26 protein-coding genes, 2 tRNA genes and 1 rRNA gene are annotated in these 23,776 nt (G+C 70.9%); 6 read left to right on the top strand and 23 right to left on the bottom strand.

Annotated elements, in window-relative coordinates; translation table 11 throughout:
- The 6 genes from IEY94_RS12240 to IEY94_RS12215 form a co-directional block, all read right to left on the bottom strand.
- Positions 1-191: ribosomal RNA gene (locus IEY94_RS12240) — 16S ribosomal RNA — on the bottom strand; the annotation flags it as partial.
- Positions 192-996: 805 nt separating this feature from the next.
- Positions 997-2,286, bottom strand: coding sequence for an ATP-dependent Clp protease ATP-binding subunit ClpX (gene clpX / locus IEY94_RS12235; protein WP_189170224.1), 1,290 nt, complete (start codon positions 2,284-2,286; stop codon positions 997-999).
- Positions 2,287-2,565: 279 nt separating this feature from the next.
- Complete coding sequence (locus tag IEY94_RS12230) at positions 2,566-3,216, bottom strand: ATP-dependent Clp protease proteolytic subunit (RefSeq protein ID WP_189170223.1); 651 nt, start codon at positions 3,214-3,216, stop codon at positions 2,566-2,568.
- Between the two features lie 14 nt (positions 3,217-3,230).
- Positions 3,231-3,863 (bottom strand): ATP-dependent Clp protease proteolytic subunit, encoded by a 633-nt coding sequence (locus IEY94_RS12225; protein WP_189170222.1) that lies wholly within the window; start codon positions 3,861-3,863, stop codon positions 3,231-3,233.
- 185 nt (positions 3,864-4,048) lie between these two features.
- Positions 4,049-5,386 carry a trigger factor gene (tig, locus tag IEY94_RS12220; protein ID WP_189170221.1) on the bottom strand — a complete coding sequence of 446 codons (1,338 nt, stop codon included), beginning with the start codon at positions 5,384-5,386 and terminating at the stop codon, positions 4,049-4,051.
- A gap of 79 nt (positions 5,387-5,465) precedes the next feature.
- A tRNA-Pro gene (locus IEY94_RS12215) sits at positions 5,466-5,539 on the bottom strand.
- Positions 5,540-5,668: 129 nt separating this feature from the next.
- Here IEY94_RS12215 and IEY94_RS12210 point away from each other — a divergent pair.
- Positions 5,669-5,742, top strand: a tRNA-Gly gene (locus tag IEY94_RS12210).
- A gap of 92 nt (positions 5,743-5,834) precedes the next feature.
- On the opposite strand, the gene IEY94_RS12205 is transcribed toward IEY94_RS12210, so the two are convergent.
- From IEY94_RS12205 to IEY94_RS12150, 12 genes are all read right to left on the bottom strand, one after another.
- Positions 5,835-7,019, bottom strand: coding sequence for a tyrosine-type recombinase/integrase (locus IEY94_RS12205; RefSeq protein ID WP_189170220.1), 1,185 nt, complete (start codon positions 7,017-7,019; stop codon positions 5,835-5,837).
- Positions 7,019-7,270 carry a helix-turn-helix domain-containing protein gene (locus IEY94_RS12200; RefSeq protein ID WP_189170219.1) on the bottom strand — a complete coding sequence of 84 codons (252 nt, stop codon included), beginning with the start codon at positions 7,268-7,270 and terminating at the stop codon, positions 7,019-7,021. Before IEY94_RS12200 ends, IEY94_RS12205 begins: the two co-directional genes overlap by 1 nt.
- Entirely contained in the window at positions 7,267-9,018 is a 1,752-nt protein-coding gene (locus IEY94_RS12195) for a replication initiator (protein ID WP_189170218.1), read from the bottom strand. The genes IEY94_RS12200 and IEY94_RS12195 overlap by 4 nt, the downstream gene beginning before the upstream one ends.
- Positions 9,015-9,194 (bottom strand): hypothetical protein, encoded by a 180-nt coding sequence (locus tag IEY94_RS12190; RefSeq protein WP_189170217.1) that lies wholly within the window; start codon positions 9,192-9,194, stop codon positions 9,015-9,017. Before IEY94_RS12190 ends, IEY94_RS12195 begins: the two co-directional genes overlap by 4 nt.
- Entirely contained in the window at positions 9,191-9,505 is a 315-nt protein-coding gene (locus tag IEY94_RS12185) for a hypothetical protein (RefSeq protein ID WP_189170216.1), read from the bottom strand. Before IEY94_RS12185 ends, IEY94_RS12190 begins: the two co-directional genes overlap by 4 nt.
- On the bottom strand, positions 9,502-9,765 hold the full coding sequence (locus IEY94_RS12180) for a hypothetical protein (protein ID WP_189170215.1): 264 nt from the start codon (positions 9,763-9,765) through the stop codon (positions 9,502-9,504). The genes IEY94_RS12185 and IEY94_RS12180 overlap by 4 nt, the downstream gene beginning before the upstream one ends.
- A complete protein-coding gene (locus IEY94_RS12175) occupies positions 9,762-9,950 on the bottom strand; it encodes a hypothetical protein (RefSeq protein ID WP_189170214.1) in 189 nt (62 codons plus the stop codon). Before IEY94_RS12175 ends, IEY94_RS12180 begins: the two co-directional genes overlap by 4 nt.
- Before the next feature lie 58 nt (positions 9,951-10,008).
- Positions 10,009-10,302, bottom strand: coding sequence for a spread protein (locus tag IEY94_RS12170; protein ID WP_229783671.1), 294 nt, complete (start codon positions 10,300-10,302; stop codon positions 10,009-10,011).
- A complete protein-coding gene (locus IEY94_RS12165; RefSeq protein ID WP_189170213.1) occupies positions 10,299-11,936 on the bottom strand; it encodes a type IV secretory system conjugative DNA transfer family protein in 1,638 nt (545 codons plus the stop codon). The genes IEY94_RS12170 and IEY94_RS12165 overlap by 4 nt, the downstream gene beginning before the upstream one ends.
- A 293-nt stretch (positions 11,937-12,229) precedes the next feature.
- On the bottom strand, positions 12,230-12,484 hold the full coding sequence (locus IEY94_RS12160; protein ID WP_189170212.1) for a hypothetical protein: 255 nt from the start codon (positions 12,482-12,484) through the stop codon (positions 12,230-12,232).
- 119 nt (positions 12,485-12,603) lie between these two features.
- Positions 12,604-12,786 carry a hypothetical protein gene (locus IEY94_RS12155; RefSeq protein ID WP_189170211.1) on the bottom strand — a complete coding sequence of 61 codons (183 nt, stop codon included), beginning with the start codon at positions 12,784-12,786 and terminating at the stop codon, positions 12,604-12,606.
- The gene (locus IEY94_RS12150) at positions 12,786-13,211 is read right to left on the bottom strand and encodes a transcriptional regulator (RefSeq protein ID WP_189170210.1); all 426 of its coding nucleotides are present in this window, start codon (positions 13,209-13,211) and stop codon (positions 12,786-12,788) included. Before IEY94_RS12150 ends, IEY94_RS12155 begins: the two co-directional genes overlap by 1 nt.
- A 192-nt stretch (positions 13,212-13,403) precedes the next feature.
- Here IEY94_RS12150 and IEY94_RS12145 point away from each other — a divergent pair, with 192 nt between their 5' ends.
- The 3 genes from IEY94_RS12145 to IEY94_RS12135 all read left to right on the top strand — a co-directional run bounded on the left by IEY94_RS12145 (position 13,404) and on the right by IEY94_RS12135 (position 15,682).
- Positions 13,404-14,258 carry a GntR family transcriptional regulator gene (locus IEY94_RS12145; RefSeq protein WP_189170209.1) on the top strand — a complete coding sequence of 285 codons (855 nt, stop codon included), beginning with the start codon at positions 13,404-13,406 and terminating at the stop codon, positions 14,256-14,258.
- Complete coding sequence (locus tag IEY94_RS12140) at positions 14,255-14,785, top strand: nucleoside/nucleotide kinase family protein (RefSeq protein WP_189170208.1); 531 nt, start codon at positions 14,255-14,257, stop codon at positions 14,783-14,785. The genes IEY94_RS12145 and IEY94_RS12140 overlap by 4 nt, the downstream gene beginning before the upstream one ends.
- Before the next feature lie 708 nt (positions 14,786-15,493).
- Positions 15,494-15,682 carry a hypothetical protein gene (locus tag IEY94_RS12135; RefSeq protein ID WP_189170207.1) on the top strand — a complete coding sequence of 63 codons (189 nt, stop codon included), beginning with the start codon at positions 15,494-15,496 and terminating at the stop codon, positions 15,680-15,682.
- A 491-nt stretch (positions 15,683-16,173) separates the two neighbouring features.
- Here IEY94_RS12135 and IEY94_RS12130 read toward each other — a convergent pair whose 3' ends face one another.
- From IEY94_RS12130 to IEY94_RS12120, 3 genes are all read right to left on the bottom strand, one after another.
- Complete coding sequence (locus tag IEY94_RS12130) at positions 16,174-16,455, bottom strand: hypothetical protein (RefSeq protein ID WP_189170206.1); 282 nt, start codon at positions 16,453-16,455, stop codon at positions 16,174-16,176.
- A 505-nt stretch (positions 16,456-16,960) separates the two neighbouring features.
- A complete protein-coding gene (locus tag IEY94_RS12125) occupies positions 16,961-17,227 on the bottom strand; it encodes a CBU_0592 family membrane protein (RefSeq protein ID WP_189170205.1) in 267 nt (88 codons plus the stop codon).
- A gap of 9 nt (positions 17,228-17,236) precedes the next feature.
- On the bottom strand, positions 17,237-18,049 hold the full coding sequence (locus tag IEY94_RS12120; RefSeq protein ID WP_189170204.1) for a hypothetical protein: 813 nt from the start codon (positions 18,047-18,049) through the stop codon (positions 17,237-17,239).
- A gap of 213 nt (positions 18,050-18,262) precedes the next feature.
- On the opposite strand from IEY94_RS12120, the gene IEY94_RS12115 reads away from it, so the two are divergent.
- Entirely contained in the window at positions 18,263-18,859 is a 597-nt protein-coding gene (locus IEY94_RS12115) for a hypothetical protein (protein WP_229783670.1), read from the top strand.
- A gap of 56 nt (positions 18,860-18,915) precedes the next feature.
- On the opposite strand, the gene IEY94_RS12110 is transcribed toward IEY94_RS12115, so the two are convergent.
- Positions 18,916-19,383, bottom strand: a complete 468-nt coding sequence (locus IEY94_RS12110; RefSeq protein WP_189170203.1) for a ribose-5-phosphate isomerase — start codon at positions 19,381-19,383, stop codon at positions 18,916-18,918.
- A 57-nt stretch (positions 19,384-19,440) separates the two neighbouring features.
- Positions 19,441-20,655 (bottom strand): DUF1015 family protein, encoded by a 1,215-nt coding sequence (locus IEY94_RS12105; protein ID WP_189170275.1) that lies wholly within the window; start codon positions 20,653-20,655, stop codon positions 19,441-19,443.
- 456 nt (positions 20,656-21,111) lie between these two features.
- Here IEY94_RS12105 and pepN point away from each other — a divergent pair, with 456 nt between their 5' ends.
- A complete protein-coding gene (pepN, locus tag IEY94_RS12100; RefSeq protein WP_189170202.1) occupies positions 21,112-23,682 on the top strand; it encodes an aminopeptidase N in 2,571 nt (856 codons plus the stop codon).
- Positions 23,683-23,776 lie beyond the last annotated feature (94 nt).

Genomic DNA, 23,776 nt, shown 5'->3' with positions numbered 1-23,776 from the left:
CATGCGGTGAAAGGTCATATCCGGTATTAGCCCCCGTTTCCGAGGGTTATCCCAAAATCAAGGGTAGGTTACTCACGTGTTACTCACCCGTTCGCCGCTCGAGTACCCCCGAAAGGGCCTTTCCGCTCGACTTGCATGTGTTAAGCACGCCGCCAGCGTTCGTCCTGAGCCAGGATCAAACTCTCCAACAAAAACCTTCGTTGAAAAACTCAAAACCCGGCAACAATAACTAACTTGCTGCCATTTCATAATGGCACTGGCATCCTAAAGAAAACACCCTGTTGAGTTCTCAAAGAACAAACACGCACCGTTGAGGCGGCCGATTTTACCGGCGTTCTTTCCGGGGTTGTTTGCTAGCTTATTCGGTCAATTTCGCGCCTGTCAAATCGGCGCCTTGCCCGATTCCTTGCAAACTGCTTCGGTTGAAGCTTAGCAGTTCAAGTTTCTGGCAGACCGGCCGGCCTCGTCGCTCGCGCCACCCGAGGGTGTCGCTGAGCGGTGGCCCGCCCGGCTCCTGCCGGCTTAGCTACCTTACTCGGTCGGCTCCGCGTTGGCAAATCCTGTTTCGATCCGCTTCGCACCGCCCGTGGGAGCCAGGTCGTCTCCGGCACTTCCGTACCGGTGCGCTCCGTCGCTCCCCGCCTGCGTGGACCGGACCGTTTGCCTTCTTCAGCTTGGTTCGCTGAGTTCCGGCTGTTTTGTCCGTTCCCCGCTGGCAGAGAGAAAGTTACGCGGTCCGTCACCTCGGCGTCAAATCGACGCTCTATGGCCCGGGTCACACTCTCGACCGCCCGTCCACCCGCGCGGGCCGCGGTACGGCCGGCACACCTCGCTGACCAGGCACTACGCCGACGCGGCCCACGCACACCGGCAGTCCGGCCGCTGTGGCCGCAGCAGGGCGGTTCCGCCACCGCCCCACGGGTGGCCCGCCGAAACGGCCGCACCGCCCGGCCGGCGACGCCGGCGGGCGGTGCGAACGGTCGTACTACGGCCGCCTCAGGCGGACTTCTCCTCGCGGTCGCGGCGCGCCCGCCGGCCGACGAAGTCGCGCGGGACGATCGTCGGGTACACGTTCTCCAGGACCACCTCGCGGGTGACGAGCACCCGGGCGGCGTCCGGATTGCTCGGCACCTCGTACATGACGCTGAGCAGGACCTCTTCCATGATCGCCCGTAGGCCGCGGGCGCCGGTACCGCGCAGCAGCGCCTGGTCGGCGATGGCCTCCAGCGCGGGCTGCTCGAACTCCAGCTCGACGCCGTCCAGCTCGAACAGCCGCTGGTACTGCTTGACCAGCGCGTTGCGCGGCGCGGTGAGGATCTGCACCAGCGCCTCGCGGTCGAGGCTGCGCACGTTCGTGAGCACGGGCAATCGGCCGACGAACTCGGGGATGAGCCCGAACTTGAGCAGGTCCTCGGGCATGACCTGGCCGAAGATGTCGTCGGTCGAGCGTTCGGACACCGCGCGCAGGTGGGCGCCGAAGCCGACGCCGCCCTTGCCGGTGCGCGACTCGATGATCTGGTCCAGGCCGGCGAACGCCCCGCCGCAGATGAACAGCACGTTGGTCGTGTCGATCTGGATGAACTCCTGGTGCGGATGCTTGCGCCCGCCCTGCGGCGGCACGTTGGCCACCGTGCCCTCCAGGATCTTCAGCAGCGCCTGCTGCACGCCCTCGCCCGAGACGTCCCGGGTGATGGACGGGTTCTCCGACTTGCGGGCGATCTTGTCGACCTCATCGATGTAGATGATGCCGGTTTCCGCCCGTTTGACGTCGTAGTCCGCCGCCTGGATGAGCTTGAGCAGGATGTTCTCGACGTCCTCGCCGACGTACCCGGCCTCGGTCAGCGCGGTCGCGTCGGCGATGGCGAACGGGACGTTCAGCATCCGCGCCAGCGTCTGCGCCAGGTGCGTCTTGCCGCAGCCGGTCGGGCCGATCAGCAGGATGTTCGACTTGGCCAGCTCGACGGCGTCCGCGCCGCCGCTGGACCCCGCCTCGGCCTGGATCCGCTTGTAGTGGTTGTAGACGGCGACGGCCAGCGCCTTCTTGGCGGCGTCCTGGCCGACGACGTACGAGTCGAGGAACTGGCAGATCTCGCGAGGCTTGGGGAGTTCGTCCCACTTCACCTCGCCGGACTCGGCGAGCTCCTCCTCGATGATCTCGTTGCAGAGATCGATGCACTCATCGCAGATGTAGACCCCCGGCCCCGCGATGAGCTTCTTGACCTGCTTCTGCGACTTGCCGCAGAAGGAGCACTTCAGTAGGTCGCCGCCGTCACCGATCCGTGCCACCTACGCATCTCCCTGCACTCGGCGCCGCGCGTACGCAGCGGCGTGAGGATGGTCCGTCACACACATCCCTATCGTCCGGGGACGTCCGCGATCCGAGAACACCCCATCAGTCGAGTGTTCACGTCCATCGAGTGCCCACTTGCCGCGCACTCGATGCCGACATGGATTCGACGTTACCCGCTCCGACGGATTTCTCCGACCCCCGGCGGCGGGTGTGTCCGGGGCCGGCCGGCGAACGACGCCCACCGGCCGGCCCGCGGAAACCGGGAATCCGGCCCGCTAAGCGGACACCAGGCCCTTCTTCCGGCTGGCCAGCACGGTGTCGACCAGCCCGTACTCGCACGCCTCGGCGGCCGTCATGATCTTGTCACGATCGATGTCCTTGCGGACCTTCTCGATCGCCTGCTTCGAGTGCTGCGAGAGCAGATTCTCCAGCAATGTCCGCATGCGCAGTATTTCGCGCGCCTGGATCTCGATGTCCGAACCCTGGCCGTAGCCGCCCTCGGTGGCCGGCTGGTGGATGATGATCCGCGAGTTCGGCAGCGCCATCCGCTTGCCCGGCGTACCGGCGGCCAGCAGCACCGCCGCGGCCGACGCGGCCTGCCCGAGGCAGACCGTGGTGATGTCCGGGCGGACGTACTGCATGGTGTCGTAGATCGCCGTCATGGCCGTGAACGAGCCGCCGGGCGAGTTGATGTACATCGTGATGTCGCGGTCCGGGTCGGTGCCCTCCAGCGTGATGAGCTGGGCCATCACGTCGTTGGCGGACGCGTCGTCGACCTGGACGCCGAGGAAGATGATCCGGTCCTCGAACATCTTGTTGTACGGGTTGGACTCCTTGATCCCGTACGAGGTGCGCTCCACGAACGACGGCAGCACGTACCGGTTGTGCACCTGCATCAGGGACGGGGGCAGGATCGGATCAAGCATCGTCGGTACCTTCCTCAGCTCAGCGTGCCGGCGCCCTGCGGAACCTGACTGGCTCCGGTGATCAGCTTGTCGATGAAGCCGTAGTCCAGCGCCTCCTGGGCGGTGAACCAGCGGTCCCGGTCCGAGTCCGCCTCGATCTGCTCGGGCGTCTGTCCCGTGTGGAAGGCGACCCGCTCCTGGAACATCTTCTTCGTGTACAGCATCTGCTCCGCCTGGATGGCGATGTCCGCGGCCGTGCCGCCGACGCCGCCCGACGGCTGGTGCATCATGATCCGCGCGTGCGGCAGCGCGTACCGCTTGCCCTTCGCGCCGGCGCACAGCAGGAGCTGGCCCATCGACGCCGCCATGCCCATCGCGCAGGTGGCCACGTCGTTCTTGATGTACTGCATCGTGTCGTAGATCGCCATGCCGGAGTAGACCGAGCCGCCCGGCGAGTTGATGTACAGGAAGATGTCCCGCTCCGGGTCCTCCGCGGCGAGCAGCAGGAGCTGGGCGCAGATCCGGTTGGCCACCTGGTCGGTCACCTCGCTGCCGAGGAGGATGATGCGCTCCTTCAGCAGCCGGTTGAAGACGGAGTCGTCCAGGCTCGCGAGCTGGTCACCACCCCCGCGGAGCTGCGGGGAGGCGGGGAGGTGTAGGTCAGTCATGGCAGCCCTTCGCCGTCCGGCGGCCGTCCCGGCGGCCCTCCGACGCCGCGGCGGGCGTCCGGGCGGAGCGCGGGTCGGCGCTACGTCTGTCGTGCCCCGACCCTAGCCGGTCGGGGGCGCCCGCCGGGCCGCCAACGGGGCCTGTTCGCTCAAAGCGCAGGGCGGAACAGGCCCCCGTGCCCCGGCTACTCCGCGGCGGCCGCGCTGCCGCCCACGGCGGCGTTCGGGTCGATCGTGTTGCCGGCCGAGTCGGTGAGCTTCGCCTTCTCCAGCAGCAGCGTCAGGGCCTTGCCCCGGCGCACGTCGCCGTAGACCGCCCCGGCCGTGCCGGCGCGGGCGAGCTGGTCGTAGTACTGCTGCGGCTGGAGCCCGGCCCGCTGCGCCCGCTGGACGATCTCCCGGCCGAACTCGTCGTCGCTGACCTCGACCTTCTCGGCCTCGGCGAGCGCGTCCAGGATGATCTGGATCTTGACGGCCTCGACCGCGGCCTCGTTCAGCTCGGTGTCGAGCTGCTCCTCGGTCTTCTCCTCGGAGGCCAGGTACCCCTCCAGGTTGGCGCCCATCCGCTCCAACTGGTCGACCATCGCCTGCTTGCGGTGCTCGACCTCCTCGCGGACGACCCCCTCCGGCGCCGGGACGTCGGTCGCCGCGACCAGGGCCTCCAGGACCTTGTCCCGGGCGGCGTAGAGCTGCTCGACCCGCTTGACCCGGGTCAGCCGCTCGCGGCTGTCGGCGCGCAGCTCGTCCAGGGTGTCGAACTCGCTGGCGAGCTGGGCGAACTCGTCGTCCAGCGCCGGCAGCTCCTTCTCCTTCACCGTCCGGACGTGCACCTTCACCTCGGCGGTGCGGCCGGCGTACTCGCCGCCGACCAGGGCCGTCTCGAAGGTGGCGCCGTCGCCGGCGGCCAGGCCGACCAGGGCCTCGTCCAGCCCCTCCAGGAGCTGCTTGCTGCCGACCTCGTGGGAGATGTTCTCGGCGCTGCCGCCGGGCACGTCCTCGCCGTCGACGGTCGCGTTGAGGTCGATCTGCACGTAGTCGCCGTCGGCGGCGGCCCGCTCGACGGTCTTCAGCGTGGCGAACCGCTGGCGCAGGCCGTCCACCTGCTCGTCGACGTCCGAGTCGGCGACCTGCACCTCGTCCACGGTCACCTCGAGGGTGGCCGGGTCGGGCAGGGTGACCTCGGGCCGGACGTCGACCTCGGCGGTGAACTTCAGCGGCTCGCCGTCGGTGACCTCGGCGACCTCGACGTCCGGGCGGCCGAGCGTCTTCAGCTCGTGCTCGCGGTACGCGGCGACGAGCTGCTGCGGGATCGCCTCCTGGATGGCCTCGTTGAGCACCGCGCCGCGGCCGACCCGCTGGTCGATGACGGCGGCCGGCACCTTGCCCCGGCGGAAGCCGGGGATGGTCACCTGCTGCGCGATCGCCCGGTACGCCTTCTTCAGGCTCGGCTCCAGGTCGGCCCACGGCACCTCGATGGCGAGCCGCACGCGGGTCGCGCTGAGAGTCTCGACGGTGCTGTTCACAGGCGTACTCCTTGCTGATGGGGTCGGTCGGTATTGCCCGCGGGCGCGACCAGACGCACCGACAGCGGGTGACGGACAGTCGGGGTGGCGGGATTTGAACCCACGGCCCCTCGCTCCCAAAGCGAGTGCGCTACCAAGCTGCGCCACACCCCGTGGCGAGGTGCAGTCTATGTGCTGCGCTCGGGCGGGCGTGGGTGGCCCCGGCCACGGGCGGGGTGGCCGGGTGGGCGCCGGGGCGGGCGATTCAGTACCCTGGTGCGGTGCGCCGGCCGCCGGCGCCGCGCGGGCGTAGCTCAATGGTAGAGCCTCAGTCTTCCAAACTGATTACGCGAGTTCGATTCTCGTCGCCCGCTCCACATGACAGCGGCCCAGGCCAGGGGCATTATCCCCGGACCTGGGCCGCTGTCAGTTCCAGCCTTCTTCGATCTTGCGTGCCATTGGCGTGCCATTAGCCGCCGCGCGGCTCTACCCTCTCCCCGTCAGGCGAGGTCTCCTCACGGACCGGGCGCTGCCCCGTGGCCCTGGCGATGCGCTGGTCGATCCCACGGGCGATCTCCGCATCGCGCTCACGGGTTGCGTGCTGGTAGATCAACGCGGCACGCATGCTGGCGTGGCCCATTCGGTGCATCAGCTCCCGCGTACTGGCGCCCGTGGTGGAAGCCAACGTGTTGCCCGTATGCCGAAGATCATGGAAGTGAAAGCCCTTCGGAAAGCCGAGCCGGTCGAGCGTTGACCGCCACGCCACCGCCCGCGCCCAGGTACCGGATCGCAAGAGCGCGTTCTTGGCGCCGGTGAAGACCAGACCATCAGGCCCGTCGTGAACGAACCCGGCACCGAAGTGCGTCCGGAGCGCGGCCACTGCCGATTCCGGTAGCGCCACCGTGCGGACACCGCTGTCGGTCTTCGGCGGTCCGAACTCCGTCTTCCCGCTGCGGAGCGTGGCCAACTTGCGCTGGACTCGCACGGTGCCGGCCGTGAGGTCGAGGTCGCTGCGTCGTAGTGCGATCAGCTCACCCCAGCGCAGGCCGGAGAGCGCAGCGAGCAGCACCAGCGCCCGGAACCGATCCGGCATCGCGCCGGCCAGCTCGTAGACCTTGACGATCCCGACCGTCGGCCGCTCCGGAGTGTGGTAGCGGTCGTAGCCGCGAATACGGCACGGGTTGTCCCGAATGATCCCGTCTTCTTTCAATGCGGTGTTCAGGACCGCGCGAAGGACGCAGTACGCCTTCACGGCCTGCGGCTCCGGGCGACCGTCATCGAGGATTCGCTTGCGCCAGCTCCGGATGGTGGCCGGTCGGATCGCACCCAGGGCGAGGTTGCCGAGGTACGCGGCGATGTTCAGCCGGTACAGATCCTCGTAGTTCTCGCGGGTGCGGGGCGACAACTTGCGCTCAGCGATCCAGCGCGGGGCGTACTCGTCCAGCAGGATGCTGCCTGCCTCCGGGGCTACCCACTCACCTCGGATGACCTCAGCTTCGACCAACGTCAGCCACTTGGCGGCCTTCTTCTCCGACTCGAACGTCTGCGGCGCGGTACGGGTGAGTCCGTCAGGGCCCTGGTACCGCGCCTGCCAGCGGTCCGAGGGGAGCTTGCGGACGCTGCCGAAGCGCCGCCGTCCGGGCTTGTTCGCCATCAGGCTGCCGCCTCGCCCCGCAGAAAGGCCAGCCGCACCTCTGCCCGGCTGAGCGATGCGACCCGATGGCGTTCGACGTAGGCAACCAACGCCGCTTCCTCGAACCGCACACTGCGGCCGACCTTGACGAAGGCGATCCGCCGATCCGCCACGAGCCGACGAACGAACCGCGTCGTACAGCGCAGCCGGGCCGCCACCTCATCCGACGTCAGCAGCTCAGGCCCGATCCTCACGACTCCCCCGGCGCTCATGCCGCCTTCCTTTCTTCTGTTGCCGAGAGTTCGGCGTGTCGCTGTTTTGCCTGGTCGAGTGATCGGCGCCATTGGTTGCGGGTGGCGATGGCGGTCATGAGGCGGACGCGTTGTGGTGGTACGTCGGCGTCGGTGGTCTTGGCGAACTCGTACACGTACTGGCCGTCCCGGGGTACGGGGCCGTCGGGGATTTCGCCGTCGGTGTCGGCCAGGAGCGCGCGGACCCAAGCGCGGTTGTCCTCGCGGATGTCGGTGAGGGTCTTGTCGGCCCACTGCCGGGAGATGAGGACGCGGCGGCCGGTGAAGCCGAGGGTTTCCCGGCGGTGGACCTTCCCGCGGCACAGGCCGGGCCGCTTCTCGCTGCCGTCGCAGTTGGCCGGTTGGATGCCGTAGAGCAGCCAGTTCGGGCAGCCGGGTGTGCAGGGCAGGTGAACGAGTTCGGCGTGGAGCCGGTCGAAGTGCTGCCGTGCCCGGTCGTTGCCCGGCTTCACGGTGTCGGTCAGATCCTTGGCGATGTACTTGGTCACGTAGCGGACCGTCCGCTCGGCGTCCTGGCTACCGGCGTTGACGCCCTTGGCGTCGATCTTGCCGAGCCAGACGACGTGCGCGGGTTCAGCGTCGGTGCCTTGGTGGTCGAGGTCGTCCATGGCCTGATCCCAGGTGGGCAGCAGCCTGCCGGTGTCGGGGTCGACGTAGCCGCCTGCGTCGGCGTCCCAGGTCGGCGCCTGGTCGGGCGAGTACACCGGTTCACGATGGTCCGGCCACCACACTTGGTGATAGGTGGCGGCGGCGACCTCGGCGAGCAGCCGGCGGGGGAAGGTGCCGCGCATGGCGAAGTGCCAGTGCGGCGCCAGCCGGCGTTGCAGTTCGACGCTGCCGGCGTACTGGACGTTGATGCCGGTGGCGCGGCGCAGGTTCTGCCAGAACCGGTCCACGACCTTCGCCCCGTGGATCGCATCCAGGGCGGCCCGCCGGTAGTCGTAGGTGTCCGGGTCCAGCGGCGTACCCACGGTCGGGTCGTCGCGGTGATGCATGACCCCGCACCCGCACGCCGGGCGACCGGGACGACGCGGGGTATGGACCGGCCCGTAGGAGTCCAGAGTCAGCGTCAGGAACATCGACGGCCGGTAGGTGCGCCCATCCGGTGCCGTGAACGCCCGACCGACCGTGCGCCCCCGATCCACGGTCAGGTTGGGCAGGTCGGGTGCGTCCTCACGGCGGCGGGTCGTGCGCTGCTTACGCGGCTTGGCCTTCCGATCCTCGGCCGTGGTGGGGCCGGCAGTCCCGCGCAGCCCGAGCCCGGACATGTACTCCTCGATCTCCCCGATCGCCTCATCACACGCGGTCACCTCCACCCAATCGGAGGTGGCACCGGCGTGGGCGCGGGCGTGTTCCAGATCAGCCCGGACCGCGACGAGGGTCCGCATCTCGTCGTCGGCCGGTTGAGGGGCGGGGACGGGTTCGGTATCGAGGTGCCAGCCGGCCCGGATCTGCTGCAACCGGATACGCCGGTTCCGCTCAGCGCACGGCCCGCACTTCGACGCCAACCGGGCACCACACGGGATCTCCAACACCGACGTGACACCGGTCGTGGTGCAGATCCGCCGCAGCAACACCGGCTTGAGGCACACGCCCAGCTCACGGGCGTAGTCACGCAGGATGTCGACCTTCATCGGGACAGCCAGCCGGGCAGTCCGGGAGCCGGGCCGTGGTTCGGCCGCCGGGGCGGGGAGGACAGCGGTGGTCATCGGTGGCCCTCCCTCTCGGTTTCGGCGGCGACGAGGTAGACGCGGACCTGGCCGGGCCGATCACGGCAGGGCAGGAAGCGGGAGATGTCGACCACGGCCAGGACGTCGCGGAGCCGGGTCACGGTGGTGGCGCAGTCGGCGGGGGTCCCGATGATCCGGACGCGGATGAAGTTCATGTCGTCTCCCTCCCGGGCAGGGCTGCGGACAGGACGGCCCGGACGGCGCGGTCGACGGACGGCACGAGGGCACGGGCGTGGTCGGTGTACCGGTCGGGGTCCAGGCGCAGGACCGTGGTCATCTCGATCCGGGGGGTTCCGGTCAGCGGGGCGACGGCGGCGACGTGGATTGCGCCGTAGCCGGTGTGCCAGATGATCGGGGCGGAGCGGTGTTCCCCGGAGGGGTAGCCGTGTCGGGCCGTGCAGCGGTGGTCCTGCGGGCACCAGCTCGGGCAGCTCGGGCGGGCGCGCATCCAGTGACGGCGGATCATCGGGCCGCCTCCCCCGTGTTGTCGGCGCCGGTGTCGGCGGCGCGTTGGCGCAGGTTGCGGCACAAGTTGCAGGCGTGGACGGTGCCGTAGACGAAGCAGGAGGCCAGGAACCCCCACTGCGCCGTGGTGATCGAGTAGGCCAGCCACAGCAGTTGGGAGGCCAGACCGACGGCCCAGCCGATCCAGAGGCCCTGTCCGGCCAGCCACAGGCCGGTGACACCGACCGCGGTGAGCAGCCAGGACCACAGTTGGTGGCTCATGCCGCCCACCCCAGCCCGTAGCCGTCGGTGTCCTCGGCGGCCAGGTCGGCGGCGTGCCGGCGGATGGTGGTGATCAGCGGGTCGCGGGTGGGGTCGCAGGCGTGGCAGCCGTCGCCGACGCAGGCGGCGCAGGGTGCGGGGGTGGGGAGTCGGTGGAGGCGGCGGGTACGAGTCGTGTTTTTCATGGTCGGCTCCGAGTCGTGTGGGCGCAGCGCGCCGTGCCCCTGTTCGGGGCGGGGAAGGTCAGCGGGGGGTGGGGTTGACGTGGACCTGAATCCAGTCCGGCGGGGTACCCGTCGACGCGATCGCCTCGGACAGACAGCGCCACAGCGCCCACGCTTCTTCGGTGGTCAGGGCCATCCGGCGACGCCCGGCGCCAACGGCGACGTAGAGGCCCTCACCGGGGGTGACGCGTACGGTGATCGCGGTCGAGGTGCGCTCGACGTCGGGGGCGCGGAGCCGGTAGAAACGGCGCGGTTCCGGGTCGGGCTCGTCAGCGAACGGCATCAGCCGGGGCGGGTCAGCGTCGGGGATCATGCCGACTCCCCGAGGTCATCGCGCCGGTCCGGGTTGAGTGCGCCGAGCAGGCTGTCGGGCAGCAGCGGCCGGGTCGGCCGGTACACGGTCCGGTCCCGATCAACCGGGCGGGCCGGCTTCGCGGGGGTGGCCTGCTTCGGTACCAGCGGCACGGGTGCCGGGGTCGGGGCGGGGTAGGTGGCCGCCATGTCGCGGATCAGGTCGTCATCGACGAACGAGAACCGGACCCGGACCGGTTCGGGACGGTCGGACAGCACGACGTACGCGGTACCGGGCATGGTCCGCGGGATGTGATCGGCCAGCGCGCCGCGGGATCGGGAGCCGAGCCCCAGCGACATGTCGACCTGATCAGCGTCGTTGAGGCGCAGCGCGATCCGGGTCGGGAACAGGTCCCGCAGCGACAGCACTTCCTTGCGGGGGTCCTGCGTCGCGCCAACGACCAGCACACCGAGGCCGGCACCCTGCGACAGCAGGATCGCCAACGACTGAGTGATCCGCTCCCGGAGCCGGACATCCTGTAGGTAGGCCAGCAGTGCGGCCAGCTCATCGATGACGATCAGGATCAGCGGTTCGTCGGTGGACGCGGCGTGGACGCGGACCTTGCCGCGAAGACGGGCCTTGCGGCGGTTCATCTCCGCGATGGCGTCATCGAGCAACTGAGCCATCGCGGTGAAGTCGGTGTCCTCGTACCGGCTGAACAGCGACTCCCCCAGCGCCATTTCCATGCCGCCCTTGGGGTCGATCACCCACAGCCGGACCAGCCCGGACAGGACCCCGCCGGCCACCGCGCGGATCACCGACCAGATGACCGACCCCTTGCCCGCCCGGGTCGCGCCGATGATCAGGACGTGGGTGGCCAGCAGCCGCAGCAGGTACAGCGACAGGTCCTCGCACAGCCCCATCGGCAGGCGCGTGAAGTCCGGGGTCGTGGGCACGGGCAGCGGGGCGACGACGGCGCGCAGCGGGTCGCGGCGGATGAACACCAGCGACAGCAGCCTGGGGCGATCCCGGAACCTGATCCGATCCACCGCCCGCCACAGCCACGCCAGCCGGCCGGAGCGAACCGGAGCCGGATCACGACGGGTGCTGTAGACGCGGCAGTGCCGGGTGCCGAAGGCCAGCGCCAGCGCCTGAGCCTGCCGGTACCACACCTCCGGGGTCTGACCCCGCGGCATCCGCACCCGCACCACGTCGGTCGCGTCGTTGCAGCGCACCGACAGCAGCACCGGAACTTTCTGGCCACCCTCGTAGACCTTGACCAACCCGGTCAGGGTCAGCGTTTCGTTCCACTGCCTGCCGTACACCCACAGCCGCCGCCACCGCGCCAGCAACGGCCACAACACCAGCCGCTGACACGAGGCCCGCCCCCGCCACCACCAGAGCGCCAGGACCGCGACCAAGGCCGCGACGGTGAGGGTGGTGGGCAGCCAGCCGTACCGGTCCACGGCCACCATCAGCAGCAGTCCCGCAGCCAGCTCGGGCAAAACCCGCCGGTACCGGAACAGCGCCGTGACGAGGCTGAACAGCACCCCGACCAGGCACACCGCAACCTCGAACGCGAGAACGAAGACCAACAGCGGCCACGGCACCGGAACCGCGAACTTACGCACGTTGAACAGCGGGGTCCCCTTCACCGGACACCACCAGCGGAAACGAAACGACCCCGCCCATCACGCGCCGGCGGCGTCGGCGGGAACGGCAGCTCAAGCTGATCCACGCACAAGCCACAGCGCAGCTCGTCGGCCGCCGCCGGAGCGAACATGGCCCGGCACTGCGGGCACTTCGACTTCTTCGCACGGGTGACGGCGCTGCGCCGCGACCGCTTGGAAGGCATGATGAAACCGCCCTTTCAGGCTCGAAGAGGTTCGGGAGGGCAGCGGGGCGGTCCGGCTTCCTACGGCTCAGGGACCGCCCCGCGCGAACTCGATCAGGCGCCCGCCACAGCAGCGCCACGAACGAAACTCGTCTGCTCGGTCACCGGCAGGCACGACGACAGGTGGATCGACCAGCCGGGCCACGACGGACACCGCACGTAGGCATTGGTCAGCACCATCGGACGCCCGCCCCGGTCGTAGGGCTGTTCGGTCACGAGCCAGACATCGACACCGAAGTGCTCCACCCACAGGCCGAGGCCCTCCGCGGACCCGAAGCACAGAGTTAGATCACGCAGGTCGGCGTCCATCCTCATCGTCCTCGGCGTGGGAAGACCCAGCGTCGCCACGGCGACGCCCACACCGATCACGGCCTCACATGCCGGCAGCACATCGACCGGAGTTCGCTGCGCCGGAACCGGGGCCGCCATCACGCCACCACCCCAGCCGACTTGACCAGCGCGAACAGCAGCGCATTGGTCACCGCCAACTGCCGAACCACCATGCTGTCCGCGGACACCGGGGTAGCAGCGATCGCCGCCGCCTCACGCAGATGCCCAGCCGGCGACATCGACAGCAGCTCCGCCCGCCGACTCTCGTTCATGAAGGGCATCAGGCCCCCACCTTCGCGCCCGCAGCAGCCTTGACCTCGCCGCGCGACTCCGCCTGACTCTTCGGCGCGAACATCCCCGTCGCCCGCAGCGAGTACGCCAACCGGCCGTTCTGCCCCACGTACGCCGTGACCATCAGCCCCGAGAACTCCACCGGCTGAAACGGCCCCACCGGCGGCGCCGGCTGGTGATCCCCCAACACCTTGACCGTCAGCTCACGCGATCGACCCGCAAGCTGCTCATCCATGTCCATCACCCGGCACTGATACACCCGCTGCCCAGTGACCTTGTCCTTCGCCGGAGTACGCCGACCCGACTTCTCATCGAAGTCCATCGCCTCAGCGATCGAGTCCGGCACCAGCACACAACCGTTCGGGAACATCTCACCGAACGCGATCTTGAAACGGTGTCCGCCAATGAGGGCCACTGCCCACCTCCATCGATTGATCAGCACCGGTCGATCGGCGCCGCTGAGAGCACACTAACAGTTGTTAGCCAAACCATGCAACTGTTATGCCTAGATCAACCAGGAAACCTGGACCCGCAGGCTGCCCAACGGCGCATCTGTTAGGTCGCTGATACGCTCAAACGGCGTCACGCCTAGTCGGAAGGGTGGGAGATGGCGGCCCATGAGCGGCTCACCAAGCCCGATCCGCGCTACCAGCAGGTAGCACGAAACATTCGAAATAAAGTCGAAGCGGGCGTTCTTCGCCATGGGGACGTTTTGCCATCCACCCGAGAGCTTGCGAAGCAGTGGAGGGTCAGCGTCTTCACGATCAACGAGGCCATGCGAGTCCTCGCGGAAGACGGCATGATCGTCAACAAGGACCGCTCCAAGCGCGTTGTCCACGCACCGGAGCAGCTCCGGCGTCGTGAAATCCGTTCCGCTCAGCCGCATATCGTGTTGATTGGGGGCTACGCCGGCAGCGGGAAAACCGAACTCGGTCGCATTCTCGCTCGCAACACAGGATGGCCAATTCTCGATAAGGACACCTTAACGCGACCCGTCGTTGAGGCGGCACTAGAACAGCTCGGACGGTCGCCTCACGACCGAGAATCGTCGACCTATTTGACCAAGATTCGCCCCCGCGAGTATGAGTCCCTTATTGCTGCCACGGAAGAAAATGTTGCATGCGGGAATAGCGCCGTTGTGACCGCACCATTTGTGCGCGAGTTCAATGATCTAGCGTGGATCGAGCGCGTAAAAGCGAGCTTCGAGGAGTTCAATGCCACAACGACGCTCGTGTGGTTGTACTGTGACTCGGAGACAATGCACACGTACGTAAGGCATCGGGGAGCAGCACGCGATTCTGCGAAGCTCGCCGATTGGCCGAGCTACCTGGCCAGCATCGATATCGGGTTCCGCCCGCCCGCCGCACACCACGTGATCGACAACTGCTCAAGCGGTGTCCCGCTACCGACTCAAGCTAGAAGCTTCCTGCGTGAGATCCTTGGTCATCAGGATTCAGCATGAGCGTCGGCTTGATCCTGTACGGGCCACCGGGCGCCGGCAAGAGTACGGTCACCGATGTACTGCATGTGATTGATCCGATATTCGCCTTGTTCAAGCGATTGAAGGCCGGACCAGGTCGGACAGACGGCTACCGGATTATAACTCTGGCTGAGATGGATCGCCTCAGGTCCGCAGGTCTTCTGGTGTGGGAAAACCATCGATACGGGGCTACCTACGCCATTGACCGCGAAGGGCTGATCTCAGCTCTCGCGGTCGGTATTCCAGTCGTGCATCTCGGCCAGACCGCGGGTATCGATGCAGTTAGACACGCGATGCCGGGAACGACATGGTCAGTAGTCTACCTATGGTGCAGTCGCGAAGAGTCAGCAAGTCGTATTACTAATCGTGGGGGGACTGACCTGAGCGATCGGTTATCGGCCTGGGATCAAACTGTGCCACTGAAAAATGCCGACCTTACATTGGACACGACTGAGACCTCACCTCGGCAGGCGGCACAACTGATCCAAGAACTCGTTTGGACAGCTTGATTCGGTGGCGGGTGAGTGGCCCTTGTGCCTTGAGAGAGTGAAGATCAATACTCAGCCAACAGTCGGGTGGTCATTACGTCGCCGTGGTCCGTCCACCATCGCAGCGATACGGGCCGGTCGCTGGGCCTGGACCGTCTGACTGCCGAATTGTTCTGTACTGAATCAAGGCACCGCGCTTCGCGCGGCGCGGGATGGCGTGTCCGGTGCCTGCGGCACCCGCCCACGCTTCGCCCTTCGGGCGCGCGGGCGGACGCCACAGGCACCGGGTCGCCATTCCCCCGACTCGATGTCGAGTCGACTCGTACCGACCAACGGGCCTCGGCCGGTCTCGGCTTGCGTGGCGGGCCCTGATCCGCGTCCACAACCGGATCGGCGCCCGTCATCGACGGCACCGCGCCGTGGGTCTGTGCCCGCCCGCGGGCCGGGTGGGATGAGGTTGGGGTCGGGGTGGTGGGCGGGGTGCTCACCAGCGTTGCCGGGGACCTGCTCAGCGGGATAGCCGGGGTGGGGCGCCGGGTCGGTGGACATCGCGGCGACCGCGGGTCGGCGGCAGGTCGTCTGCCGGGAGGCGGCCACACCGCTGGCAGGCACGCAAGGCAAACCGCTTCGCGGTCGTCCCAATTTCATTGGGCCGATCCTTGCGTGCCTGCCAGCGGCGCGGTCGAGCTGCGCTCAGACGACCTACCACCGACCCGCTAGGGGGCCACGATGTACGACTCGGACACCATCGCGCCCGCGCTATCCGACAACCAGAAGGACCGCCTCATCTCGGCGCTGACTGCCGAGCACGAGGCCGGACGGCTTACCACCGGGCCGTACCTCGACGTGATCCACGACCTCTACTTCGGGATGGGCCCGCATCAGGAGTGCGACACCTGCACCCTCCGCGCCAGGTAGCTCAAGATCAGGGGCGGGCTTCGGCTCCGCCCCTGGCCGGCGGTCCCGTCGCGGCCGAGTGGAAAGAAGTTCTTTGCCTCCGGCGGGGGCGCTCCTGCTCTGGGATGGTCGGGGCGTGTGCCGGCCGTCACGGTGGTGGGTGGTCGGGGGCGCTGTCATCCCGCCTGCCGACGCCCCAGGCAAGCCGAGCAGGGCTGCCCCGGGGTGGCAAGGTCGTACGTCCGTGGGGCGCTCCACCTTGCCACCCCGGGGCAGCCCTACACCCCTCACGGGTGGGACGACGGCAGACGGGATGACAGCTAGGTAGCGGGCATAGCTGGCGCCCGTGCTCCGTGCCATCGGCGTGCCACTACGGCGGTCCGTCGGCGGTCACGAACGGGCACGGGGCAGCACTACGGCAGCATCCACAACCAGGGAATTCGGTCATGTCGGCCGAAGGCGGGCGTTCTTCCAAACTGATTACGCGAGTTCGATTCTCGTCGCCCGCTCCGTCACGGAACGCTGCTCGTCCAGCAGATGCCCAGGGTGCAGCGCACGTGGGTCGGGCCCGCCGGCCGCTCGTCGGCGCCGGTCAGCAGCCCCAGGCCGCCGCACAGGGCCGCGATCGCGGCGATCACCGCCAGCCAGCTCAGCGGCTCCCGTACCGCCAGCCAGACCCGCCGACCACGCCCCGCGTCGGGTTCGTCCGGGGTGGCGGGCTCTTCGGTGGTGACGGGCTCACCGGGAGGCTCGGCCTCGTCGGGAGGGTCATGGGGTACGGCGGGCTCGGGCATCGTCCACCTCCGACTCGCGGATACCAGCGAGCCTAGCCACCGTCCCGGACCGGACGAATGCCCCGGACAGGCGAGTGCCCGCGACCCGCCCGGAAACGCCGTACCGCCACGCCGGCCCGATCCGTCCGCACCCCGCCCCCGGCGTCAGTCGGCGAGGGCGCGGTGGACCGTCGTCGCCGCCGCGGGGACGTGGTGGTCGGCCAGTGGGCCGCCGGGCCCGCCGGGCGGCGCGGTCGCGGATCCAGGGAGTGCGCGGGTCGCCGTGGGCGTCGGCGGGCCGGGACAGCCGCCAGTCGACCGCGGGGGCGTAAAGCTCGGCGCCGCGCTGCGGGTCGCCGGCGGCGAGACGGTGCGGCAGCTCGGTCACCACGTCGCGGGTCGTCGGTCCGGACACTGCTCTCCCCCGCCGTCGGGTCCGCTCCCCCTCCGGCGGGGCCAGCGGCCCCCGCCACGCTGGCCGCCGCCGGCCACCCCTCCGTACGGCATCGGGCCCGGGCGTGGTCGGTCAGTGCGGCCGGTCGCCGGGCGCCCGGCCGCCGCCGCGCAGGACGCCGACCAGGGAGACCGCCGAGACGATCGCCCACACGCCCTCCAGCAGCAGGAAGCCCCACGAGGCGTGGGCCAGGGCGATGACCGCGAGCACGGCGGAGCCGACGAGGTTCAGCAGCAGGTACCGCGGCGAGCGGACGTCGAGCCGCCCGCGCTGGGCCGCCGCGAACGCCGTCAGCACCAGCAGCGAGCCGCCGATCTCGATCAGGTCGACCGGGTCCATGCCGCGCCCTCAGCCGAGGCCGCGGAGGAACTTCCAGACGTCCACCAGCCAGGGCGTCTGGCCGAGGTAGGCCACGCCGGTGGCCACGCAGAACGCGCCGGTGATCAGGTGGGCGCCCCAGGCGCTGTGCCGGGTCCGGCCGAGGCCGCGCTCCAGAACGACGCTGCCGACCAGCCGGGACAGGCCGAACACGCCCAGCGCCACCACGACCAGGGTGGCCAGGCCGAGAGCCGGCGCGGCGATGCCGCCGCCCCGGGTGGAGATGGCCCAGACGCCCCAGCAGATGAACGCGAAGATGCCGCCGAACCAGGTCCAGGCGCCGCCCCGGCGGAGCTGCTGGCGCCGGACGGCCCGCGGCGGGCGGGTGGGGCCGAGCACGCGCTCGGCCTCGTCGCGCAGTTCGGGCGGGTACTCGGAGGTGGTCTGCATGGGGGGCGGGGCGGCGCTGGCACCGACGACGGCGCGGCCGCGGTGGTAGCTCGGCGAGCCGGGGAGCTGCCACGGCGCGGGCCCGGTGGGCACGCCCCCGCTCGGGGTCGTGGGCTCGTCGCCGCCGGCCGCGCGGACGGCGGTCGGGTGCGCGGCGGACGCCCGGCCCGCGGGGCTGGTGCCGCCGGGTGCCGGTGGGCGGTACGGCGGCGGGTCGGCCGGTGCCGGCCGGCTGGGTGCGCCGGCCGGGTACGGCGGCCGGGGTGCGTCCACCGCACCCGGCGGCCGGTACGCGGGGGGTGCCGCGGCGCCCGGTGCGGGATCCGGGCGTGCGGCGGCCCAGGGGTCGGTCGCCGGCGGCAGGTCCGCCGGCGGTCCGGTGCGGTCCGCCATGCTGCGCACTCCTCACTGACCGTGAACGGACCACCGCGGTCCGCCGGATGGAATCGGTCGACCCGCGCGCGCCCGTCCGATTCGACGATAGCCGTCCCCCTCCACCGGGCGCGTCCACCGCGCGGGGCGGCGCGGGCGCGGCCCCGCCGACGGCCGGGGTGGGCGGATGGCCCATGCCTTTCCGGGCGGCCGGTGCGGGAGTACGGTCCCGGCATGGACGACGAGCCGCGCGTTCCCGCTCCGCCGCCCCGCCGGCCGTACCCGCCGCCGCGCCGACCCGTGCCCGCCCCCGGCGACGCGTCCGGCGGCCGGCGACCCGACGCCGCCGCGGCCGGCGGACCCGCGGCCGCCGACTCCGCGGCCACCCGGTCCGGGACCGCCGCGCGGCAGGCTCCCGGCGTACCCCGCCGCGGCCCCGCCCCCCGCCGGCCCGATCGGGTGACGCCGGCCGAGCGGGCGGCCACCCGATCCGGTGATTCCCGCGCCGCGGACCCGCCCCGGACCGCGGGCCCGTCCCGCACCGCGCCGCCGGACCTGTCCCGCCCGGTGCCGCCGGACCCGGACCGGGCCGGGGCGCCGGGCCGGCCGGCCGGCGTACCGCGGGCCCGCCCCGACCGGGACGCCGAGACCGAGCGCGGCCTGCGGGCGCTGGTCGGCGCCGGGCCCAGCCAGCTCACCGCCAGCGCGGTCCTGCGCGCCCGCGACGCATGCCGCCCCACGGACGCCGACCTGGCCGCCGCGGACCGGGACCTGCCGATCGTCCGGCGCAACTGGCGCCCGGACTCCGACCTCCCCGGCTACCGCACCTGACCGGTCGCCGGCAGCCGGACCATGCCCGCCGCCGGCGCGGCGTCGGGGAGGCGGCGTCAGGGCAGCGGCGGCAGCTCGCCCGACTTCTCGTAGTCGGCGATCTGCGCGATCCGCCGCGCGTGCCGGTCCCCGCCGCTGAACCGCGTCGTCAGGAACGCCTCCACGATCGCCGTCGCCTCGTCCAGCGTGTGCTGGCGGGCGCCGACGCCGACGATGTTCGCGTCGTTGTGCTCGCGGGCGAGCCGGGCGGTGTCCACGCTCCAGGCCAGCGCCGCGCGGACCCCGGCGACCTTGTTCGCGGCGATCTGCTCGCCGTTGCCCGAGCCGCCGATGACCACGCCGAGGGTGCCGGGGTCGGCGACCACCCGGGCGCCGGCGTGCAGGCAGAACGCCGGGTAGTCGTCGTCCGGGTCGAAGCCGGCCGGCCCGACGTCGACCACGTCGTACCCGCGGGTGGCGAGGTGGTGGGCGAGGTGGACCTTGAGTTCGTAGCCGGCGTGGTCGGCAGCGAGGTAGACGCGCATACCGCGCAGTGTGTCAGGTCCGATCATCGCCGCCGCGACCACCCGCCGCGCGGCCGCTCAGAGCTGCGCGACCACCAGCCCGGCGCGCGCCTTCGGGGTGAACCAGGTGCTCTTGCGGGGGAGCTTGTGCCGGGCCAGGTTGACCGCGAGGAAGTCGTCCACGGTCACCGGGGCGATGAGGATGGCCAGGTCGGCGCGGCCGGCGTCGACCTCGCCGTGCAGCCAGGACGCCGGGTAGTCGCCGCCGACGTACGTGATCCGCTTGTCGCCCGGGTCGAGCCCCAGCGGGGTGGCCAGCACGAGCCGCTCGACCAGCGCGTGGTCGAGGTTGTCGACCTCGCCGGCGCCCGGCGTGGCCGGCAGCCGGACGGCCCAGCCGCGGCCGGCGCCGTACAGGTGCACGGTCCCGCGGGCGGCCGGCTGCCCCGGCCGGTCGGGCAGCTCCTCGACCGCGGCGCCCGCCGCGACTAGGCGGTTGACCAGCTCGACCGGGGAGATCGGCAGCGGCCCGACGAGCCGGTGGTACCCGTCGATGCGCACCGACTCGGGCGTGGTGACCACGGCGAGGAACCGGTCCAGCCGGCCGAGCTGCGCGGCCAGGCTGCGGTGGTTGCCGTCGGCCACGACCAGCTCGCTGTCGCCGGCCAGCGCGCACAGCCGGTCGGCGTCCGGGCCGGGCGGCAGCGGCCAGATCGCGTGCGTGCGGCCGGCGTGGTCGACGTCCACGGCCGCCGGGGCGCCCGCGGCGTCGCAGGCGGCGGCGAGCGCCGCGTGCAGCCGGGACGGCCCGCCGCCGGCCGCGGCCCGGTCGCCCTTGAGCAGCAGTACGGGCGAGAGCAGGTGCCCGGTGGCCTCGGCGAGCGCGACCCGCTCGCGGACCTTGTGCGCGAACACGTCCTCGTTGCGGATCACCAGGCCGGGCTCGTCCGCGGCGGTGGAGATCTGGTCCGTGTCGACGAGGCAGAACAGCCCGTACGCCGGGGTGGAGTCGGGGCCGGAGATGCGGTACAGCACGACGGCGGCGCCGACCTCCCGGTACGCGCCGGCGCTCTTGGCCTGCTCCAGCCGGGCGGCGGCATCCGGCAGGCAGGCGAAGAAGTCGCGCCCCTGCGCGCCGGGCGCGCAGTGCGGCATCTCGACGGCGAGCGCGCTGTACGGGTTCTGCTCGATGATGGCGGTGATCTCCGCGTCGCCGGCGAACTCGTCGTAGTTGCGGGCGCCGGTGCCGCCGGCCGTCAGCCAGGCGTGCGGGATGGGGTGCACGACGGTCATGGACGCAGACGGTACCGCGCCGCCGCGCGGGCGCGTCGTGACCCGCGGGTCGGGCGCCGGGCGCTGCCCGTTCGGGGCGGCGGGGCGGGGGGTCGGCAGGGGCTCGGCCCAGACGACGATCGGCGGGGCGACGAGGGCGGAGCCGGCCCCGGCGGGGACGACGGTCCAGCGGCGCGGCCGGGCGCGGTCGATGGCCGGCTCGGTGCGGGGCGCGAGGTCGAACGACATCGGGGGACCTTTCCTCGGCCGGGGACGGGCCTGACGCCCTGCTGCCCGATTCGCGCTATTCTTCGCCTCTTGTCCCGGACAGGCAACCGGCCACACCCAACCGCGACCCGACCGGGGTCGCCTTCCGCGCGTGGTTCGCCGGCCACACGCCCGGCGCCCGACGCGCAATGGCAGGATGGCCGCACGGGCCGGCTCGTCTGGTGAACGGGGGTCGGCGCAGCGACGCGGATGGAGACGCCGGTGGCCGGAGTACGCAACCTCACGCAACTCGAAGCGGGCGAGCGGGCGCGCCTGCTCGATATCGTGGGGTACGACATCAGCCTCGACCTCACCGACGGCGCCGGCGGCCCCGGCAGCGACACCTTCCGCGGCGTCACGCAGGTCACCTTCCGCTGCGCGGAGCCGGGCGTCGACACCTTCATCGAGGTCGCCGCCGATCGGGTCGTCTCGGCCACCCTCAACGGCGCGCCGCTGGACGTCGCCGGCTGGTCCGCCGGGGCCGGGCTGGCCCTGCCGGGCCTGGCCGCCGAGAACACGCTGGTCGTCACCGCGGACTTCCCGTTCTCCACCAGCGGCCAGGGCCTGCACCGGCTGGTCGACCCGGTGGACGGCGAGGTGTACCTGTACAGCCAGTTCGAGACCAACGACGCGCAGCGGGTGTTCGCCTGCTTCGACCAGCCCGACCTCAAGAGCGTGTACACCTGGCACGTGGCCGCGCCGCGGCACTGGAAGGTCGTCTCCAACGCGCCGGTCGAGCGGACCGAGGACGGGCCCGGCGGCGCCGCCGTCCGGCACTTCGCCCCCTCGGCGCGGATGAGCACGTACGTGACCGCGCTGTGCGGCGGCCCGTACCACGAGGTGCGGCACACCCACGACGGCATCGACATGGGCTACTTCTGCCGGGCCAGCATGGCCGCGCACATGGACGTCGACGACCTGCACCGGATCACCACGCAGGGGTTCGACTTCTTCCACTCGCGGTTCGGCATCCGGTACCCGCTGCCGAAGTACGACCAGGTCTGGACGCCGGAGTTCAACGCCGGGGCGATGGAGAACTTCGGCTGCGTCGTGCACGCCGAGGAGTACTACATCTTCCGCTCGCAGGTCACCGACTTCGAGTACGAGCAGCGGGCCAACACGATCCTGCACGAGCTGGCCCACATGTGGTTCGGCGACCTGGTCACGATGCGCTGGTGGAACGACCTGTGGCTGAACGAGTCGTTCGCCGAGTGGGCGAGCCACTGGTGCAACACCGAGGCCACCCGGTTCACCGACGCGTGGGTGACGTTCCTGTCCGTGCGCAAGGCGTGGGGGTACCGGCAGGACCAGATGTCCTCGACCCACCCGGTGTACTGCGAGATCCCGGACGTCGAGGCCGTCGAGGTCAACTTCGACGGCATCACGTACGCCAAGGGCGCCAGCGTGATCAAACAGCTCGTCGCCTACGTGGGGATCGACGCGTTCGTCGCCGGCCTGCGCACGTACTTCCGCAAGCACCAGTGGGGCAACGCCACCTTCGACGACCTGCTGACCGAGCTGGAGTCGGCGTGCGGGCGGGAGCTGCGCAAGTTCGCCGCGCAGTGGCTGGAGACCGCGCAGGTCAACACGCTGCGGCCGGAGGTGTCGATCGCCGCCGACGGCACGTACGCCTCGGTCGTGGTCGCCCAGCAGGCGCCCGCCGCGCACCCGGTGCTGCGCACGCACCGGCTCGGCGTCGGCCTGTACGACCTGGTCGACGGCGCGCTGCGCCGGCGCGAGCACCGGCAGGTCGAGGTCGCCGGCGAGCGGACGGTGCTGGACGAGCTGGCCGGCCAGCCGGCCGCCGACGTGCTGCTGCTCAACGACGAGGACCTCACGTACGCCAAGCTGCGCCTCGACGACCGGTCGATGGCCACCGTGGTCAAGCACCTCGGCACGGTGGAGGCGCCGCTGGCCCGGGCGCTGGTCTGGGCCGCCGCCTGGGACATGGTCCGCGACGCCGAGCTGCCCGCCCGCGACTACCTCGACCTGGTGATCGGCGCGCTGCCGGCCGAGCGGGACATCAACCTGATCACCGCCACGCTGCGCCAGGCGGCGTCCGCGCTGACCTTCTTCGCCGACCCGCCGACCGCCCCGGCCGGCTGGGCCAAGCTCGCGGCCACCGCGCGGCGCATGCTGGGCGAGGCGCCCGCCGGCAGCGGTGTCCAGCTCGCCTGGGCCCGGGCGTACGCCGGGGCGGCCCGCGGCGACGCCGACGTCGAGGTGCTCCGCGGCTGGCTCGCCGGCCGCGACGTCGCCCCCGGCCTGGTGGTCGACGCCGAACTGCGGTGGAGCGTCCTGCAGTCGCTGGTGGCCGTCGGCGGCGCGGGCAGCGCCGAGATCGCCGCGGAGCTGCGCGCCGACCCGACCAACAGCGGCGAGCGCGAGGCCGCGCTGGCCGAGGCGCTGGTGGCGACGGCGGAGAACAAGGAGCGGGTCTGGCAGGAGCTGATCGGCCCGGCCGCGCTGCCGAACTGGAAGCAGCGCTCGCTGCTGCAGGGCTTCCAGCACTCCGCCCGGACGGACCTGACCGAGCCGTACGCGGCCCGGTTCTTCGAGGTGGTCGCCCGGATCTGGGCCGAGCGGGACAGCGAGACCGCGCAGTCCTTCGTCGGCCTGGGGTACCCGGCGTTCCAGATCACGGACGCGGCGATCGACGCGGCCGAGCAGTGGCTGGCGGCCAACCCCGATCAGCCGGCGCCGCTGCGGCGGCTGATCGCGGAGGGCCGGGACAGCGCGGCCCGCGCCCGCGCGGCCCGCGCCCGCGACGCCCGCCCCTGACCCACCCGGCGACACCGCCGGCCGCACCGACACACGCCCGCCGCCCCGGACCGGATCGCCCGGCTCCGGGGCGGCGGGCGTACTCACGCGGCGG

This window comes from Pilimelia anulata (genome assembly GCF_014647895.1).
Lineage (GTDB): Bacteria > Actinomycetota > Actinomycetes > Mycobacteriales > Micromonosporaceae > Pilimelia > Pilimelia anulata.
Note: the sequence above shows the minus strand (reverse complement) of the source record. Positions and strands in the feature narration are given on the sequence as shown.